Origin of the sequence: Nocardioides phosphati (genome assembly GCF_014646375.1) — a bacterium.
Lineage (GTDB): Bacteria > Actinomycetota > Actinomycetes > Propionibacteriales > Nocardioidaceae > Nocardioides > Nocardioides phosphati.
The window spans coordinates 382,407-397,616 of record NZ_BMNI01000002.1; the positions used below are offsets into that span (position 1 = coordinate 382,407).

Below are 15,210 nucleotides of genomic sequence, written 5' to 3' on the forward strand. Positions count from 1 at the left end.
CGAGTTGTGAGGGGCGGGTCGAGTCACCGCCCACTCCTTGAAATAGCGCGTCTGACCAGCGCTTTCAAGGGTCGTCACGACAGGGACTTGCGGACCGATGAAACGATGTCGTACCGTTTGACGAAACGAAACCGTTTCGTTCCATGCACGACGGAGAAGCCCGATGATGATGTCCTCCCTCCCGCTCCCGGGGCACGCCAGCCGGCCGCGCGTCGAGGGCGACCGTGAGCGCGAGATCCTCGAGGCAGCGCTGGCCGTGCTCTCCGAGGTCGGCTACGACCGGCTCACGATGGACGCCGTCGCGAAGCGGGCCAAGGCCTCCAAGGCGACGCTCTACCGCCGCTGGGAGGCGAAGGTCTCCCTCGTCATCGACGCACTCCTGCTCCAGAAGCCGGCGCCGGCCACCCCCGACACCGGCAGTTTCCGCGACGACCTGATCGCGGCGTACTGCGGGCCCGAGGGGATGATCCAGCCGCAGGCGCTGGCGATCTTCTCGAGCGTCCTCACGGCGATCCAGCGCGACCCCGAGTTCGCCGCCGAGTTCCGCACCAAGGTGATCGGTCCCAAGGTCGCGGTCTCCCACGAGATCTACGAGCGCGCCAAGGCGCGTGGCGAGATCCGCGCCGACATCGAGGTCGACCTCTTCGCCCCCGCGCTCGCCGGCATCTGCCTGCACCGCGCCTTCATGCTCGGCGAGATCCCGGACCAGGAGCTGGTCAGCCGGATCATCGACCAGCTCATCGTCCCGGCGGCGACCAACCACCGCTCCTGACCTTCCGCTCCACCAGCCCCACGCCGGCGCCCACCCAGCCCGGCTCCAGACCCCTCGGCCCCACCCACACCCCGAAGGAACACCCATGTCCGAACAGATCCTCGACCTGCCCGAGGAGGCGGCGGCCACCAAGCCGGCGACCCACCTCGGCTGGGCGCTCGTCCTCATCTGCGTCGCGCAGCTGATGGTGGTGCTCGATGCGACCATCGCCAACATCGCGATCCCGTTCATCGGTCGCGACCTGAGCATCACCGGCACGAACCTCACCTGGATCGTCACCGGCTACGCCCTCGCCTTCGGCGGCTTCCTGCTGCTCGGCGGCCGCCTCGGTGACCTCTACGGCCGCCGTCGCGCGTTCATGATCGGCCTCTCGGTCTTCGCGATCGCCTCCCTCCTCGGTGGCCTCGCCACCAACGAGGGCCTCCTGCTCGGCGCCCGTGGCCTCCAGGGCCTCGGTGCCGCGCTCGCCTCCCCCGCCGCGCTGTCGCTGATCACCACGACCTTCCCGCCGGGCCCGTCGCGCAACCGCGCCATGGCGATGTACGCCACGATGTCGGGCGTCGGCGCCGCGATCGGCCTGATCCTCGGTGGCTGGCTGACCGGCTCCAACCCGTCGTTCTTCGGCTGGGACGTCCACGGCTGGCGCCTGACCTTCCTCATCAACGTGCCGATCGGCCTTGCTGCCGCGCTGCTCGCGCCGCGCATCCTGCCGGAGTCGGACCGTCACAACGGCCGCCTCGACGTCCCCGGCGCCTTCCTCGGTACGGCGGGCCTCGTCGCCCTGGTCTTCGGCCTCACCCGCGCCGGCAACCAGGACTACGGCTGGGGCGCGGGCTCCACGATCGGCGCCCTCGTCGCCGCGGCGGTCCTGCTCGTCGCGTTCGTCGCGGTCGAGTCCCGGGTCGCCGAGCCGCTGCTGCCCTTCCGGATCTTCGCCAACCGGACGCGCGCCGCGTCGTTCGTCGCGATGATGCTGATGCCGGCCGCGATGTTCTCGATGTTCTTCTTCCTCAGCCAGTACATGCAGAACGTCATCGGCTACACCCCGCTGCACACCGGCTTCGCGTTCCTGCCGTTCTGCTTCGGCATGGTGCTCTCGGCCGGCGTCGTGTCCAACCTGGTCACGAAGATCGACCCGAAGATCATCGCCGGCACCGGCACGCTGATCGCGGCCTCGGCGCTCTTCGGCTTCTCGCGGCTCTCGGTCAAGGACGGCGCGAACGACGTGCTCGCCGCGCTGCAGCCGGGCCACCACCTGGGCGACAACATCAACTACTGGACCCAGATCATGCCGTTCATCACGATCATGGCCCTGGGCATGGGCGCGGTCTTCGTGCCGCTCACCCTGACCGCCGTGCACCACCTGCGCCACGAGGACTCGGGCATCGGCTCGGGTGTCCTCAACACGATGCAGCAGATCGGCGGCGCGCTCGGCCTGGCCGTCCTCTCCACGGTCGGCGCCCACTTCGGCAACGCCCACGGCGAGAAGATCCACACCGCGCTGCACCAGGGCTTCTTCGGCTGGTGGAACGCCAACCCGGAAGCCCAGCACGGCCTGCTCGCCAAGGCCGGCGTCAAGACCGTCGACCAGCTCTACGCGGGCGTGGAGTACCTCGCGAAGTTCCCGACCGGAGCCACCCACGGCTTCCTCGTCGGCACCTTCCTGATGCTCGGCGCCTCGCTGATCGTCTGGGTCTTCCTCAACGTCAAGCACGAGGAGCTCCAGGACGCAGCCGGTCACGGCGGCGTGCACATCGGCTGACCCCAGCCGTCCGGCGTACGACGCAGCGCGCGGCCACTCCCCTCGTGGGGGTGGCCGCGTGCGGCATTTCCGGTCAGTCGTGGAACCAGGTGAGCTTCTCGCCGGCCCTGACCAGCTCGGGCGTGGTCCGGGGGCTGACCCCCTCCGGGCCGTCCTGGTCCTCGCCGTCGAGGCTGGCGAGGCCCGCGACGTCCAGCTGGATCCACTGCGCGTGGTGACCCCGCTCCGCCGAGAGGAACCACGCGTTCCTCGTGGCGTGCACCCCGGCGCCCTCCAGCCAGGCATGGACCGAGTAGCCGTCGTGGTGCGCGAACGAGCCGCCCAGCCCCTCGCGCCCCGCGTGCAGCACCCCGTCCCACGGCCAGCACGCCAGGGTCGGCTGGCAGCGGTCGACGTCCTCGTCGTCCGCGTCGATGACGGTCACGTGCATCGTCAGGCCGTGGCGGAGCGCCAGTGTCACGCCGACCGCCGGCTCGGGCGTGCCGCCCGGCTCGGCGAAGACCCCGGCACGACCGCTCCGCACGAGGTGCGGCTCGCCTGCCTGCACGAGGTGGGCCTGCACCGCTGCGGCGAGCGACCGCGGCGTCGTACGGGGAGGAGGGGCGGGTTCTGCGAGTCGCATGGGCCTGACCCGCGAGCCCTTCACTCCATCGTGCGCGAGCTCCTTGCCCGCCTCGACGGCACCCTCGGTGGTCGTCATCGAGAACGCCGGGTCGGTCACGATCTGCTCGAGCTCGCGCAGGTCGAACGGCAGCAGGCTGGTGCGCGGGTCGCCCGTCATGCCGCCCTCGTAGCCCACCGAGCGGAGCTCGCCGTCGCGCACGACGAAGACCTTGAGGTACGGCGGCGCGTCCTCGCCACCGTCCTGCCAGGCCAGCTCCGCCTTGCCGAGCTTCGCGCAGGTGTAGATCTCACTGCACGCTGTGAAGCCCTTCGGCGTCGGCTGCACCTGGACGTCCATGACGAAGTCCGGGTCCGGCTTCCAGCGCAGCACGCCTCCGAGCGAGGGATCCGTGGTGCCCATGTCGTCGATGGGCTCGCCGGCCCTGCGGTACTCGATCTCGTCCGGGTTCGGCGTGAGGTGGCTCAGCGCCACCGCGACGAGTGCCTCCGAGGTCGCGGCGACGGGCTTGCCGGCGTGCACGTCCGGGCCGCCGCACGCCGCGACGAGGAGCAGCGGAGCGAGGGCGAGGAGTCGGCGCATGGCCGAACGGTAACCGGGCGATCCGTTGTAACGCCCTGTTGCCTGCACGTGCGCCCTCGTGCACGAGGGCACCAGTGTCAGTAACAGGGCTTTACAANGACGACGGGCGCAGATGCCCGCAGCGGGGCGGATCACCGCAGGTGCTGCGAGGCCGCCTGGACCAGCTCGAGCGCCCGCCGCGCCCAGGCCGGCGAGGCACCGGCCAGGCCGCAGCCGGGGGTGAGCACGAGCCCCGGGCCCGGCTCGAGGCCGAGCATGTCGAGGAAGCGCAGCACCTTCTCGGCCACCTGCTTGTCGGTGGGCGCCGTGTCCGGGGCGAGCGTCGGCACGACGCCGAGCAGCAGCCGCTCCCCCGCCTCGAGCGCGGCGGCGACGCCGTCATAGGCCGACGCGGGCAGCACCGCGAGGTCGACGGCAAGCCCACGAGCACCCGCCCCACGAAGCAGCTCGACGGGCACGTCGGGGGCGCAGCAGTGCACGATCGGCACGGCGCCTGCGTCACTGATCGCGCCCACCAGGGTCTCGAGCGCCGCTGAGGCCTCGGGCGGGTGGATCGTGCGGTGCTTGCCGAACCCGGACGCCGTCGGCACCCGCGCGCCGAGGACGGCCGGCAGGGCCGGCTCGTCGACCTGCACGACGATCTCGGAGGCGTGCGGCACCCGGCGGCGTACGTCGGCGACGTGGTCGGCGACCCCGAGGGCGAGCGCCTCGGCGAGCTCGCGTCGCGCGCCGTGGTCGGAGAGGACCTTGTCGCCGCGCGGCTTCTCGACGGTCGCGGCGAGGGTCCACGGGCCGCAGACCTGGACCTTCACCGGGCCGGAGACGCCCTGGGCGTGCTCCTCGAAGACGTCGAGGTCACGACCGAGCAGCGAGCGGGCGCGACGGTGGTCGACGCCCGAGCCCGAGCCGGTGAGCCGCCAGCCGGCGGGCTGCAGGTCGACGCCCAGCTCGCTCACGAGCGCGAGCGCGCGCCCGGTCATGCCGGCACCGGCGCCACGGCCGGGGAGCTCGGGAAGGTGGGGGAAGTCGGGCAGCTCGCCGAGGACGAGCCGCACCGCCTCGGCGTACTCGTGCGCGTTGTCGCCCTCGCCGGCCAGCGCGTCGCCGCCGGGCATCGAGCCGATGCCCGTCGCGCTCACGCGCCCACCTCCGTACGCCGGGTGGCGGCGATGGTCGCCGAGCCGACGACGCGCGTGCCGTCGTAGATGACGACCGCCTGGCCCGGAGCGATGCCGGAGGCGGGGTCGAGCAGCTCGACGTCGACGTGGTCGCCCTGCACGACGACCCGCGCGCGGTGCTCGTCGCCGTGGGCACGCAGCTGGACCCTCACCTCGGGCCCGTCCAGCACCGCGGGCTCCGTGCCGCACCACCGGGGGCGGATGGCGTTCAGGCCGTCGACCCGGAGCTCCTCACGCGAGCCGACCGTGACCGTGCCGGAGACCGGCGAGATGTCGAGGACGAAGCGCGGCCTGCCGTCGGGCGCCGGGTGGCCCAGGCGGAGCCCCTTGCGCTGCCCGATCGTGAAGCGGTGGGTGCCCTCGTGGGTCCCGAGCACCTCGCCCGACGACGACACGATCGACCCCGCGGCCGGAGCAGAGTCACCGAGCTTCTCGGTGAGCCAGCCACCGGTGTCGCCGTCGCTGATGAAGCAGATGTCGTGGGAGTCGGGCTTGTCGGCGACGAGCAGGCCACGGCGTCCGGCTTCGGCACGGATCTCCGGTTTCGGGGTGTCGCCCAGCGGGAACAGCGAATGGGCGAGCTGCTCCTGGGTCAGCACGCCGAGGACGTAGGACTGGTCCTTGGCGGAGTCGACGGCCCGGTGCAGCTCGACCAGACCGTCCGGCCCGGTGCGCAGCGTCGCGTAGTGGCCGGTGGCCACCGCGTCGAAGCCGAGCGCCAGGCCCCGCTCGAGCACTGCCGCGAACTTGATCTTCTCGTTGCAGCGCAGGCAGGGGTTGGGCGTGCGCCCGGAGGCGTACTCGGCGAGGAAGTCCTCGACGACGCCCTCGTGGAACTCCTCGCTCATGTCCCACACGTAGAACGGGATGCCGATGACGTCGGCGGCGCGGCGGGCGTCGTTGGAGTCCTCGATCGTGCAGCAGCCGCGGGCGCCCGAGCGGTAGGACTTGGGGTTGCGCGACAGTGCGAGGTGGATGCCGGTGACGTCGTGGCCGGCCTCGACGGCGCGCGCGGCGGCGACGGCCGAGTCCACTCCCCCGGACATGGCGGCGAGGACCCTCATCGCACGACCCCCACGACGCGGGCCCTCATCGACGTACGCCGGCAGCGCGGGCGCGCTCGACGGCCGGGCCGATCGCGGCGACCAGCGCCTCGACGTCGGCCGCGGTCGAGGTGTGGCCGAGCGAGAACCGCAGCGAGCCGCGGGCCTCCTCGTCGGAGCAGCCCATCGCGAGCAGGACGTGGGACGGCTGCGGGACACCCGCGTTGCAGGCCGAGCCGGTGGAGCACTCGATGTCCTGGGCGTCGAGCAGCATCAGCAGCGAGTCGCCCTCGCAGCCGGGGAAACCGAGGTTGGCGTGGCCCGGCAGCTGGACCGCGGGGTCGCCGTGGACGACCGCATCGGGCACCGCCGCCCGCACGCCGGCGACCAGGTCGTCACGCAGGGCGCTGAGCCGCGCGCGGCTGTCGGCCTGCTCCTTGACCGCGAGCTCGACCGCCGCGGCGAAGCCCGCGATCGCGGGGACGTCGATCGTGCCGCTGCGCACGTCGCGCTCCTGGCCACCCCCGTGGAGCAGGGGCGTCAGCTCCAGCTCGCGGCGGACCAGCAGTGCGCCCACGCCGTACGGACCGCCGAGCTTGTGGCCGGTCAGCGTCAGCGCGTCGAGGCCGCTCGCGGCGAAGTCGACCGGCACCGCGCCCACGGCCTGCACCGCGTCGCTGTGCACCGGCACGCCGTACGCCGCGGCGCGGGCGACGACCTCGTCGAGCGGCTGCAGGACGCCGGTCTCGTTGTTGGCCCACATGACGCTGACGAAGCTGACCTCGTCGCTCAACGCCTCGTCGAGGGCGGAGAGATCGAGGCGGCAGCCGCCGTCGACCGGAAGCAGCGTGACCTCGGCGCCCTCGTGGCCGTCCAGCCAGGCCAGGGGGTCGAGGATCGCGTGGTGCTCGACCAGGGTGCTGAGCACGCGCCGGCGGCCGCGCGACCACCAGAGGCCCTTGAGCGCCAGGTTGTCCGCCTCCGTGCCGCCGGAGGTGAAGACCACCTCGGTGGGCCGGGCGCCCAGCGCCTGCGCGATCCGCTCGCGGGACTCCTCCACGACGCGGCGCGCCGCACGGCCGGAGGCGTGGAGCGACGAGGCGTTGCCGACCAGGCCGAGCTGCGCGGCCATCGCCTCGATGGCCTCGGGGCGCATCGGGGTGGTCGCGGCGTGGTCGAGGTAGACGGTCATGGCAGGGCCAAGGTTACGGGCCGGGCGGCAGCGCGAGGACGGCGACCAGCATCAGGTGGTCGGTGCCGGGGATGGTGTGGACGCGGGTCCCGACCGCGGTGATCCCCCGGCCGACCAGAACGTGGTCGATCGCGGTCACCGGCACCGGGAAGCCCTTCGACCCGTCGGAGGGCCAGGTCGGCTGCCACCCCTCGCCGGCCTGCTCCGCCGCATCGGTCAGCCCACGGTCGAGGATCCGGCGGAACGGCGGGTGGTCGAGCGTCGCGTTGAAGTCGCCGACAGCGACGTCGGGTCGCTGCTCCCCTGCCGCCGTCGCGAGGCGCTCCTGGTCGCGCAGCCACGCGGAGTCGTAGGGGTACGCCGGGTGGACGCCCCACACGCGCAGGCCCCGGAACTCCACGGACCACGAGTCGTGCACCAGCCCGAGCGACGTCACCGACGTCAGCCGGTCGACGGCGTAGACGAGCGTGCCGGTGGCGCCGGGCTCGGCGCGGCCCGCCACGTAGGGCAGCTGCCGGCGCAGGCCGCCCGCCTCGAGCGCACGCTGCAGCCCGGGCGTGATCTCCTCGAAGGCGACGAGGTCCGGCTTCTCCCGGCGCACGGCGGCGAGCACCGCGGCCGGGTCGGCCAGGCCGAGGCGGAGGTTGGCCGTCATCACGCGGAGGGTGGTGGCATCGCTCGTCGGCACGCCCTGCGCCACCCAGCGCGGCGCCACGCGGACGCTCGCCACGACGAGGGCCGCGACGACGGCGAGCACCGACGGGACCACCAGGACCCGACGGCTCCAGCCGCCCAGCGGCACCACGGCGAGGACGAGCGCGACCACCAGCGCCGGCACCGCTGCCGGCGAGAGGGCCTGCAGCCCGACCAGGTCGGGCGACGTGACCGTGCGAGTGGTCAGCAGGAGCAGCACCACGGCGCCGAGCGCGACGAGGCACGCGGCGACGAGCCGCCCCCGGCGTACGACGTCGCGTGGGGTCACAGGAGGACCAGGTCGTCGCGGTGGACGACCACGCGGTCGTAGCCCTTGCCGAACTCGGCCAGCAGCGCCCGCGACGACTTGCCCAACAGCCCCGGCACCTCGGAGGCGTCGAAGTTGACCAGGCCGCGCGCGACGGAGACGCCGGCCGGGTCGACCAGGTCGACCGGGTCACCGGCCTCGAAGACGCCCTCGGCGCCCGTGAGCCCGGCCGCGAGCAGCGAGGCGCCGCGCGAGACGACCGCGCGGGCGGCACCGGCGTCGAGCAGCAGGCGGCCCTTGGGCTCGGTCGCGTGGGCGAGCCAGAGCAGACGGGTGGGCCGGCGCTTGCCGGTCGCGTGGAAGAGCGTGCCGACCGCGTCGCCACCGAGCGCCTGCTCCGCGTTGGCCGCGGAGGTGAGCACGACGGGGATGCCGGCGCCGGTCGCGATGCGCGCGGCCTCGACCTTGGTGACCATGCCGCCGGTGCCGACGGCCGAGCCGACGGAGCCGATCCTCACCCCGGCCAGGTCGGCCTCGCCGCGGACGTCGGTGAGCATCGAGGTGCCGGGCTCGCTGGGGTGGCCGTCGTAGAGGCCGTCGACGTCGGAGAGGAGCACCAGCAGGTCGGCGTGGACCATCTGCGCGACGAGCGCGGCGAGGCGGTCGTTGTCACCGAACCGGATCTCGTGGGTCGCGACGGTGTCGTTCTCGTTGACGACCGGCAGGACGCCGAGGTGGAGCAGCTCGGCCAGCGTCTGGTGGGCGTTCTTGTAGTGCGAGCGCCGCGTGACGTCGTCGACCGTGAGCAGCACCTGCCCCGCGATCAGGCCGTGGCGCGCGAGCTCCTCGGTGTAGCGGTGGACCAGCAGGCCCTGCCCCACCGACGCGACCGCCTGCTGCGCGGCGAGCCCCCGGGGCCGCTTCGCCAGCCCCAGCGGGGCCAGGCCGGCGGCGATCGCGCCGCTGGACACGAGCACCACCTCGGCACCCCGCGCCCGCACGGCGGCGAGGACGTCGACCAGCCGGCGCACGGCGTCGGGGTCGATGCCGCCCGCGGCGGTCGTGAGTGAGGAGGAGCCGACCTTGACCACGACCCGCGCGGCCGAGGTGACCTCGGAGCGAGCGGTCACGACTGGGCGTCCGGGTCGGACTCGTTCCAGTCAGGGTCCTCGGCAGAGCCGATCTCGTAGGACATCGGGCCGGAGCTGCCGCCGCGCTTCTGGTCGAGGCGGCGGGCGACGTCGGCGCGGGTCTCGTTCTCGCCCTTCTCCTCCAGCGCCTCCGCGATGTCGCGGCGGCGCTGGTTGGCGGGGCGGTCCTCACGCAGCCGCTGGTCCTCGCCGCGGCGGCCGAGCATCTCGCCCGCACCGGCGTCGAGCTCGGGGCGGTAGTCGAAGACGACCGAGTTGTCCTCGGCACCGATGAGGATCGCGTCGCCCTCGACGGCACCCAGCTCACCGAGGCGCTTCTCGACGCCGAGGCGGTTGAGGCGGTCGGCGAGGAAGCCCACGGCCTCCTCGTTGGAGAAGTCGGTCTGGCGGATCCAGCGCTCGGGCTTCTCGCCGCGGACACGCCAGCCCTCGCCGGTGCGGGTGACGGTGAAGTCGTCGGCACCGTCGGCGCTGCGCGGACGGATGACGATGCGGGTCGCCTCGGTGTGCGGCTTCTCGGCGCGCGCCGCCTGCACGATCCGGGCCATCGCGAAGATGAGCTCCTTCATGCCCTCGCCCGACGCCGCGCTGACCTCGAAGACCTCGAGGCCGCGCTCGCGGAGCTCGTCGACGACGAACGACGCGATGTCGCGGCCGTCGGGCACGTCGATCTTGTTGAGCGCGACCAGGCGGGGACGGTCCTCGAGGCCGCCGTAGCGCTGGAGCTCGCCCTCCATGATGTCGAGGTCGTCGACCGGGTTGCGGCCGGGCTCGATGTTGGCCGTGTCGATGACGTGCAGCAGAGCGGCACACCGCTCGATGTGGCGCAGGAAGTCGTGGCCCAGGCCGCGACCCTCGGCGGCACCCTCGATCAGGCCGGGAACGTCGGCGACGGTGAACGTCGTGTCGCCGGCGCGGACGACACCGAGGTTGGGGACCAGCGTCGTGAAGGGGTAGTCGGCGATCTTGGGCCGTGCGCGGCTGATGCTCGCGATCAGCGAGGACTTGCCGGCGGAGGGGAAGCCGACGAGGCCGATGTCGGCGACGACCTTGAGCTCGAGGACGATCTCGAGCTCCTCGCCGGGCTCGCCGAGCAGCGCGAAGCCGGGGGCCTTGCGCTTGGCGCTGGCCAGCGCGGCGTTGCCGAGGCCGCCCTTGCCACCCTGCGCGACGACCATCTCCGTGCCGGCGCCGAGCATGTCGCCCAGCACCGTGCCGTCGCGGAGACTGACGATCGTGCCGTCGGGCACGGGCAGGACCAGGTCCTGGCCGTGGGCACCGTTGCGGTGGTCGCCGGCGCCCTGGCCGCCGTTGGAGGCGCGGCGCTTGGGGCTGTGGTGGTAGTCGATCAGGGTGGTGACGTCGGGGTCGACGCGCAGGATGATCGAGCCGCCGGGGCCACCGTTGCCGCCGTCGGGCCCGCCGAGCGGCTTGAACTTCTCCCGGTGGACGGAGGCAACGCCGTGACCACCGCGTCCGGCGGCGACGTGGAGCGTCACCTTGTCGACGAACGTGGGCACTGCCATGGGTTACTCCGCTTCTGGGATGCGCCGGACGGCGCGGGAAGAAAATACCGAAGGGCGCCCCCGCTTGCAGGGACGCCCTTCGAAAGACTCAGGTGAGTGACGTCAGAGTCACTCGCCCGGGACGATGTTGACGACGCGACGGCCGCGCTTCGTGCCGAACTCGACCGCACCGGCGGCGAGGGCGAAGAGCGTGTCGTCGCCACCGCGGCCGACGTTGGCGCCCGGGTGGAAGTGGGTGCCACGCTGGCGGACGATGATCTCGCCGGCGTTGACGAGCTGACCGCCGAAGCGCTTCACGCCGAGGCGCTGCGCGTTGGAGTCACGACCGTTCTTGGTGCTCGCGGCACCCTTCTTGTGAGCCATTTTTCAGTCCTCTGGGATCTGTTCGAAGTTCTCGTCCGCGACGCCTCAGGCGTTGATCGCGGTGACCTTGACCTGGGTGTACTTCTGGCGGTGACCCTGGCGCTTCTTGTAGCCGGTCTTGTTCTTGTACTTCTGGATGATGATCTTCGGGCCCTTGAAGCCGCCGAGGACCTCAGCGGTGACAGAAGCCTTGTCGAGACCGGTGGAGGTCACGGCCTCGCCGTCGACGAGGAGGACGACGGGCAGCTCGACGGAGTCGCCGGCCTTGGTCTCGACCAGGTCGATCTCGATGACGTCGCCCACGGCAACCTTCTGCTGCTTGGCGCCAGCCTTGACGATCGCGTACACCGCGGTCTCCTTCGATCAGTACTTGAAAACTAAGGGCTCCCCTGGGGCACGCCGGCACCGGGGCCGCACAGGGAATGACGGGCGCGCTGATGCACACCGAGGGGCAATACTACGGAACCCGCGGCAGAGGCGCAAAACGGGGCTGACCCCGCCTGCGGCCGCTGCCGCGGAGACCGTGTCAGCGCTTGCGGGCGCCCTTCTTCTTGACCGGGACGTGGAGCTCGTTGGCCGCGTGCTCCGCAGCCCCCTCAGCGTCCTCGGCGGGTGCCTCGACGACGGGTGCCTCGACCGGCGTGCCCGCGCCCGCAGCGCGGGTCACGGCCCGGCGCTGGCGGGTGATGACGCGCGGCGGCTCCGGCGCGGACGCCGGCTCGACGACCACGGGCGGCGCGACCACGACCGGCTCGGGCGCGGCACCGGCGGTGGAGCCGGCGACACGGCGTACGGCGCGGCGCTCGCGGGTCACGACCTTGGTCGTGGCAACCGGGGCAGCCGGAACCTCCGCCTCCCCTTTGGTCTCCACGGGAGCCTCCACGGCGGGAGCCTCCACGGCGGGAGCCTGGTCGGGAGCGGCGTCGGCGTCGTCGGCAGCGGCGACCTCGGCGTCCGGCTCGTCGGCGGACTCACCCTCGGCTGCGGCAGCGGCCTCGGCGGCCGCCCTGCGCTCGGCGGCACGCGCCTCGCGCTGGGCCTGGCGCTCGGCGTCACGCTGCGCCTTGCGCTCCGCGGCCTCGGCGGCCTTGCGCTCGGCCTCCTCCGCCTGGCGCTCGGCCTCGGCGGCGGCACGCGCCTCCTCCTCGGCCTTCTGCTGGGCACGGAGCTCACGCAGGTCGGGCTCGCCGGGCAGGAACTCCGGGACGACGGCCTGCTCGCGCTGGCCGGCCGGAGCGGCCTCGACGACGGTCTCGACCGCAGCGTCGGCAACCGCGGTCGCCTCGCTCACACCGTCGGCGTCCGCGTGGCCGTCAGCCTCGGGGGCGTGCGCCATCGCGGCGACGTCCTTGGGCGACGGGGCCTTGCCACCGTTGTCCTGGCCGTTGCCCCCGTTGTTGTCCTGCTGGTTGCCACCCTTGCCGCGGTTGCGCCGGTTGCCGCCGCGGGCGTTGCCGCCCTCGTCGGTCTTCTTCGGCTCGATCGGCATCGTGTGGGTGATGTAGCCGTCGCCGTGGCAGTGCTCGCAGGTCTCGGAGAAGGACTCGACGAGGCCCGTGCCGATCCGCTTGCGGGTCATCTGCACGAGGCCGAGCGAGGTGACCTCGGCGACCTGGTGGCGGGTGCGGTCGCGGCCGAGGCACTCGACCAGGCGACGCAGGACGAGGTCACGGTTGGACTCGAGGACCATGTCGATGAAGTCGACGACGATGATGCCGCCGATGTCGCGCAGGCGGAGCTGGCGGACGACCTCCTCGGCGGCCTCGAGGTTGTTCTTGGTGACCGTCTCCTCGAGGTTGCCCCCGGAGCCGGTGAACTTGCCCGTGTTGACGTCGACGACCGTCATCGCCTCGGTGCGGTCGATGATCAGCGAGCCACCGGAGGGCAACCAGACCTTGCGGTCGAGGCCCTTCTGGATCTGCTCGGTCACCCGGTACGTCGCGAAGATGTCGTCGCCGTCGTACTTCTCGAGGCGGTCCTCGAGGTCGGGCGCGACGTGCGCGACGTACTGCTGGACGGTGTTCCACGCGTCGTCGCCCTGGATGACCAGCTTGGCGAAGTCCTCGGTGAAGAGGTCGCGGACCACCTTCAGGGTGAGGTCGGGCTCGCCGTAGAGGAGCTTCGGGGCGCTGCCCTTGGCGTCGCCCTGCGTCTGGCGCTCGATCTCCTCCCAGCGGGCCTTGAGACGCTCGACGTCGCGGGTCAGCTCGTCCTCGGCGGCGCCCTCGGCGGCGGTGCGGACGATGACGCCGGCGGTGTCCGGGACGATCTCCTTGAGGAGGGCCTTCAGACGGGCGCGCTCGGTGTCGGGGAGCTTGCGGGAGATGCCGCTCGTCGTGCCGTCGGGCACGTAGACGAGGAAGCGGCCGGCGAGCGAGACCTGCGAGGTCAGGCGCGCGCCCTTGTGGCCGATCGGGTCCTTGGTCACCTGGACGAGGACGGTCTGGCCGGAGCTCAGGACGTTCTCGATCTTGCGCGGCTGGCCCTCCTTGTGGCCGAGCGCGGACCAGTTGACCTCACCGGCGTACAGGACGGCATTGCGGCCCTTGCCGATGTCGATGAAGGCGGCCTCCATCGAGGGCAGGACGTTCTGCACGCGGCCGAGGTAGACGTTGCCGATGAGGCTCGTCTGCGACTCACGGGCGACGTAGTGCTCGACGAGGACCTTGTCCTCGAGCACCGCGATCTGGGTGAGGTCGCCCCGCTGGCGGATCGCCATGACCCGGTCGACCGACTCGCGGCGGGCCAGGAACTCGGCCTCGGAGACGATCGGCGCGCGGCGGCGGCCGGCCTCGCGGCCCTCGCGGCGGCGCTGCTTCTTCGCCTCGAGGCGCGTGGAGCCCTGGACGCTGGTGATCTGGTCCTCGCCGGTGCGGCTCGGGCGGACCCGGGTGACGGTGTTCTCCGGGTCGTCGTCGCCGGCGGTGGACTCACCGGCGCGGACGCGGCGGCGACGGCGGCGGGTCGTGCCGCCCTCGCCACCCTCGTTGTCGTTGTCGTCGCCCTCGGGGCCGTTGTCGGCGGACGCCTCGTCGGCGGCCTCGGCGTCGGCCTTGGCGCTCTGGTTGCGGTTCTGGTTGCGGTTCTGGCCGTTGCCCTGACCGCCGTTGCGACCGTTGTTCTGGCCCTGGTTCTGGCCGTTGCCCTGGCCGGCCTCGGTCTCGCCCTCGGCGTCGTCGTTGCCCTCGGCGTCGGACGCGCCGTTGCCCTCGCCCGGCTTGCGGCGGCGACGGCCTCCGCGACGGCGACGGCGACGGTTCGGGTTGCGGGGCTGCCCCTCCTCGTCGGAGTCGGCGTCATCGCCGTCCTCGGCGTCGTCCTCGTCCTCGGCGTCGTCCGCCTCGGCAGGTACGTCGGTCGCCTCCGCGGATGCCTCCGTGGTCGCGGCGGCCTCGACCAGCGCCTCGGTGGCCTCGGCCTCGCCGGTCTCGTCGTCCTCGACGGCCTCGTCCTCGACCGGCTCCTGCGGGGCAGGCGCAGCGGCCTTCTTCGCGGGCTGGCGAGTGCGGGTGCGCTTCGGGGTCTCCGGCGCCTGGAAGAGCACGGCCGCGCTCGCACCCTCTGAGGGAGCAGCAGCGTCAGCGGTGTCGGCGACCGCAGCGCCGGCGGTGTCAGTGGTGTCGGCGGCGACGTCGAGCGGGAGCGCCTCGTCGACGGGCTTCGCCTTCGCGGCGGCCTTCTTGGCGGGCGCCTTCTTCGCAGCGGCCTTCTTCGCCGGCGCCTTCTTGGCGGCGGCCTTCTTCGCGGGCTTCTCGGCCGGCGCAGTGGTCTCGCCCTCGGCGTTCGCGTCGGCTGTCTCCGCGGCGGCGGGACGGGCGGCGGCCTTCTTGGCGGGCGCCTTCTTCGCAGCGGCCTTCTTCGCCGGCGCCTTCTTGGCGGCGGTCTTCTTCGCAGCGGCCTTCTTGGCCGGAGCGGGCGCCTCGGCAGCCTCGGCTGCCTCCGGCGCGGTGGTTTCGACCGTGGTGTCGGTGGTCTCGTCGAGCATGTGGTGCTCCTCCGCCGGTGGGCCCCTGGACCCCCGGCGCAATCCTGTTCGGCGCTCGCGCTCCGGTCGCCCG

The 15,210-nt window shown here is 72.7% G+C and carries 12 protein-coding genes; 2 read left to right on the forward strand and 10 right to left on the reverse strand.

Annotated features, from left to right (window positions below; all coding sequences use genetic code 11):
- Nucleotides 1-166: 166 nt before the first annotated feature.
- Nucleotides 167-772 carry a TetR/AcrR family transcriptional regulator gene (locus IEX47_RS06795; protein WP_229662686.1) on the forward strand — a complete coding sequence of 202 codons (606 nt, stop codon included), beginning with the start codon at nt 167-169 and terminating at the stop codon, nt 770-772.
- Nucleotides 773-857: 85 nt separating this feature from the next.
- Nucleotides 858-2,534 (forward strand): MFS transporter, encoded by a 1,677-nt coding sequence (locus IEX47_RS06800; protein ID WP_188783232.1) that lies wholly within the window; start codon nt 858-860, stop codon nt 2,532-2,534.
- A gap of 73 nt (nt 2,535-2,607) precedes the next feature.
- Here the strand turns inward: IEX47_RS06800 and IEX47_RS06805 are convergent, their stop codons facing one another.
- From IEX47_RS06805 to IEX47_RS06850, 10 genes are all read right to left on the reverse strand, one after another.
- Entirely contained in the window at nt 2,608-3,738 is a 1,131-nt protein-coding gene (locus IEX47_RS06805; RefSeq protein ID WP_188783233.1) for a hypothetical protein, read from the reverse strand.
- A 131-nt stretch (nt 3,739-3,869) separates the two neighbouring features.
- Entirely contained in the window at nt 3,870-4,877 is a 1,008-nt protein-coding gene (locus IEX47_RS06810) for a methionine synthase (RefSeq protein ID WP_229662687.1), read from the reverse strand.
- Nucleotides 4,874-5,980: a tRNA 2-thiouridine(34) synthase MnmA gene (gene mnmA, locus IEX47_RS06815; RefSeq protein WP_188783234.1), complete on the reverse strand. Its 1,107-nt coding sequence runs from the start codon at nt 5,978-5,980 to the stop codon at nt 4,874-4,876. The genes IEX47_RS06810 and mnmA overlap by 4 nt, the downstream gene beginning before the upstream one ends.
- A gap of 25 nt (nt 5,981-6,005) precedes the next feature.
- Complete coding sequence (locus IEX47_RS06820) at nt 6,006-7,151, reverse strand: cysteine desulfurase family protein (protein WP_188783235.1); 1,146 nt, start codon at nt 7,149-7,151, stop codon at nt 6,006-6,008.
- Between the two features lie 13 nt (nt 7,152-7,164).
- Complete coding sequence (locus IEX47_RS06825; protein WP_188783236.1) at nt 7,165-8,133, reverse strand: endonuclease/exonuclease/phosphatase family protein; 969 nt, start codon at nt 8,131-8,133, stop codon at nt 7,165-7,167.
- Complete coding sequence (proB, locus tag IEX47_RS06830; protein WP_188783237.1) at nt 8,130-9,242, reverse strand: glutamate 5-kinase; 1,113 nt, start codon at nt 9,240-9,242, stop codon at nt 8,130-8,132. Before proB ends, IEX47_RS06825 begins: the two co-directional genes overlap by 4 nt.
- On the reverse strand, nt 9,239-10,789 hold the full coding sequence (obgE, locus tag IEX47_RS06835) for a GTPase ObgE (RefSeq protein WP_188783238.1): 1,551 nt from the start codon (nt 10,787-10,789) through the stop codon (nt 9,239-9,241). The genes proB and obgE overlap by 4 nt, the downstream gene beginning before the upstream one ends.
- A gap of 108 nt (nt 10,790-10,897) precedes the next feature.
- The gene (gene rpmA / locus IEX47_RS06840; RefSeq protein WP_188783239.1) at nt 10,898-11,152 is read right to left on the reverse strand and encodes a 50S ribosomal protein L27; all 255 of its coding nucleotides are present in this window, start codon (nt 11,150-11,152) and stop codon (nt 10,898-10,900) included.
- A gap of 45 nt (nt 11,153-11,197) precedes the next feature.
- The gene (gene rplU, locus IEX47_RS06845; protein ID WP_188783240.1) at nt 11,198-11,500 is read right to left on the reverse strand and encodes a 50S ribosomal protein L21; all 303 of its coding nucleotides are present in this window, start codon (nt 11,498-11,500) and stop codon (nt 11,198-11,200) included.
- A gap of 178 nt (nt 11,501-11,678) precedes the next feature.
- Complete coding sequence (locus tag IEX47_RS06850; protein WP_188783241.1) at nt 11,679-15,137, reverse strand: Rne/Rng family ribonuclease; 3,459 nt, start codon at nt 15,135-15,137, stop codon at nt 11,679-11,681.
- Nucleotides 15,138-15,210 lie beyond the last annotated feature (73 nt).

What these genes read in the sequence shown, in the direction of transcription:
- IEX47_RS06795 (WP_229662686.1), top strand. Translation starts at nt 167, where the DNA reads ATGATGTCCTCCCTCCCGCTCCCGGGGCACGCCAGCCGGCCGCGCGTC.
- IEX47_RS06800 (WP_188783232.1), top strand. Translation starts at nt 858, where the DNA reads ATGTCCGAACAGATCCTCGACCTGCCCGAGGAGGCGGCGGCCACCAAG.
- IEX47_RS06805 (WP_188783233.1), bottom strand. Translation starts at nt 3,738, where the DNA reads ATGCGCCGACTCCTCGCCCTCGCTCCGCTGCTCCTCGTCGCGGCGTGC.
- mnmA (WP_188783234.1), bottom strand. Translation starts at nt 5,980, where the DNA reads ATGAGGGTCCTCGCCGCCATGTCCGGGGGAGTGGACTCGGCCGTCGCC.
- IEX47_RS06820 (WP_188783235.1), bottom strand. Translation starts at nt 7,151, where the DNA reads ATGACCGTCTACCTCGACCACGCCGCGACCACCCCGATGCGCCCCGAG.
- obgE (WP_188783238.1), bottom strand. Translation starts at nt 10,789, where the DNA reads ATGGCAGTGCCCACGTTCGTCGACAAGGTGACGCTCCACGTCGCCGCC.
- rpmA (WP_188783239.1), bottom strand. Translation starts at nt 11,152, where the DNA reads ATGGCTCACAAGAAGGGTGCCGCGAGCACCAAGAACGGTCGTGACTCC.
- IEX47_RS06850 (WP_188783241.1), bottom strand. Translation starts at nt 15,137, where the DNA reads ATGCTCGACGAGACCACCGACACCACGGTCGAAACCACCGCGCCGGAG.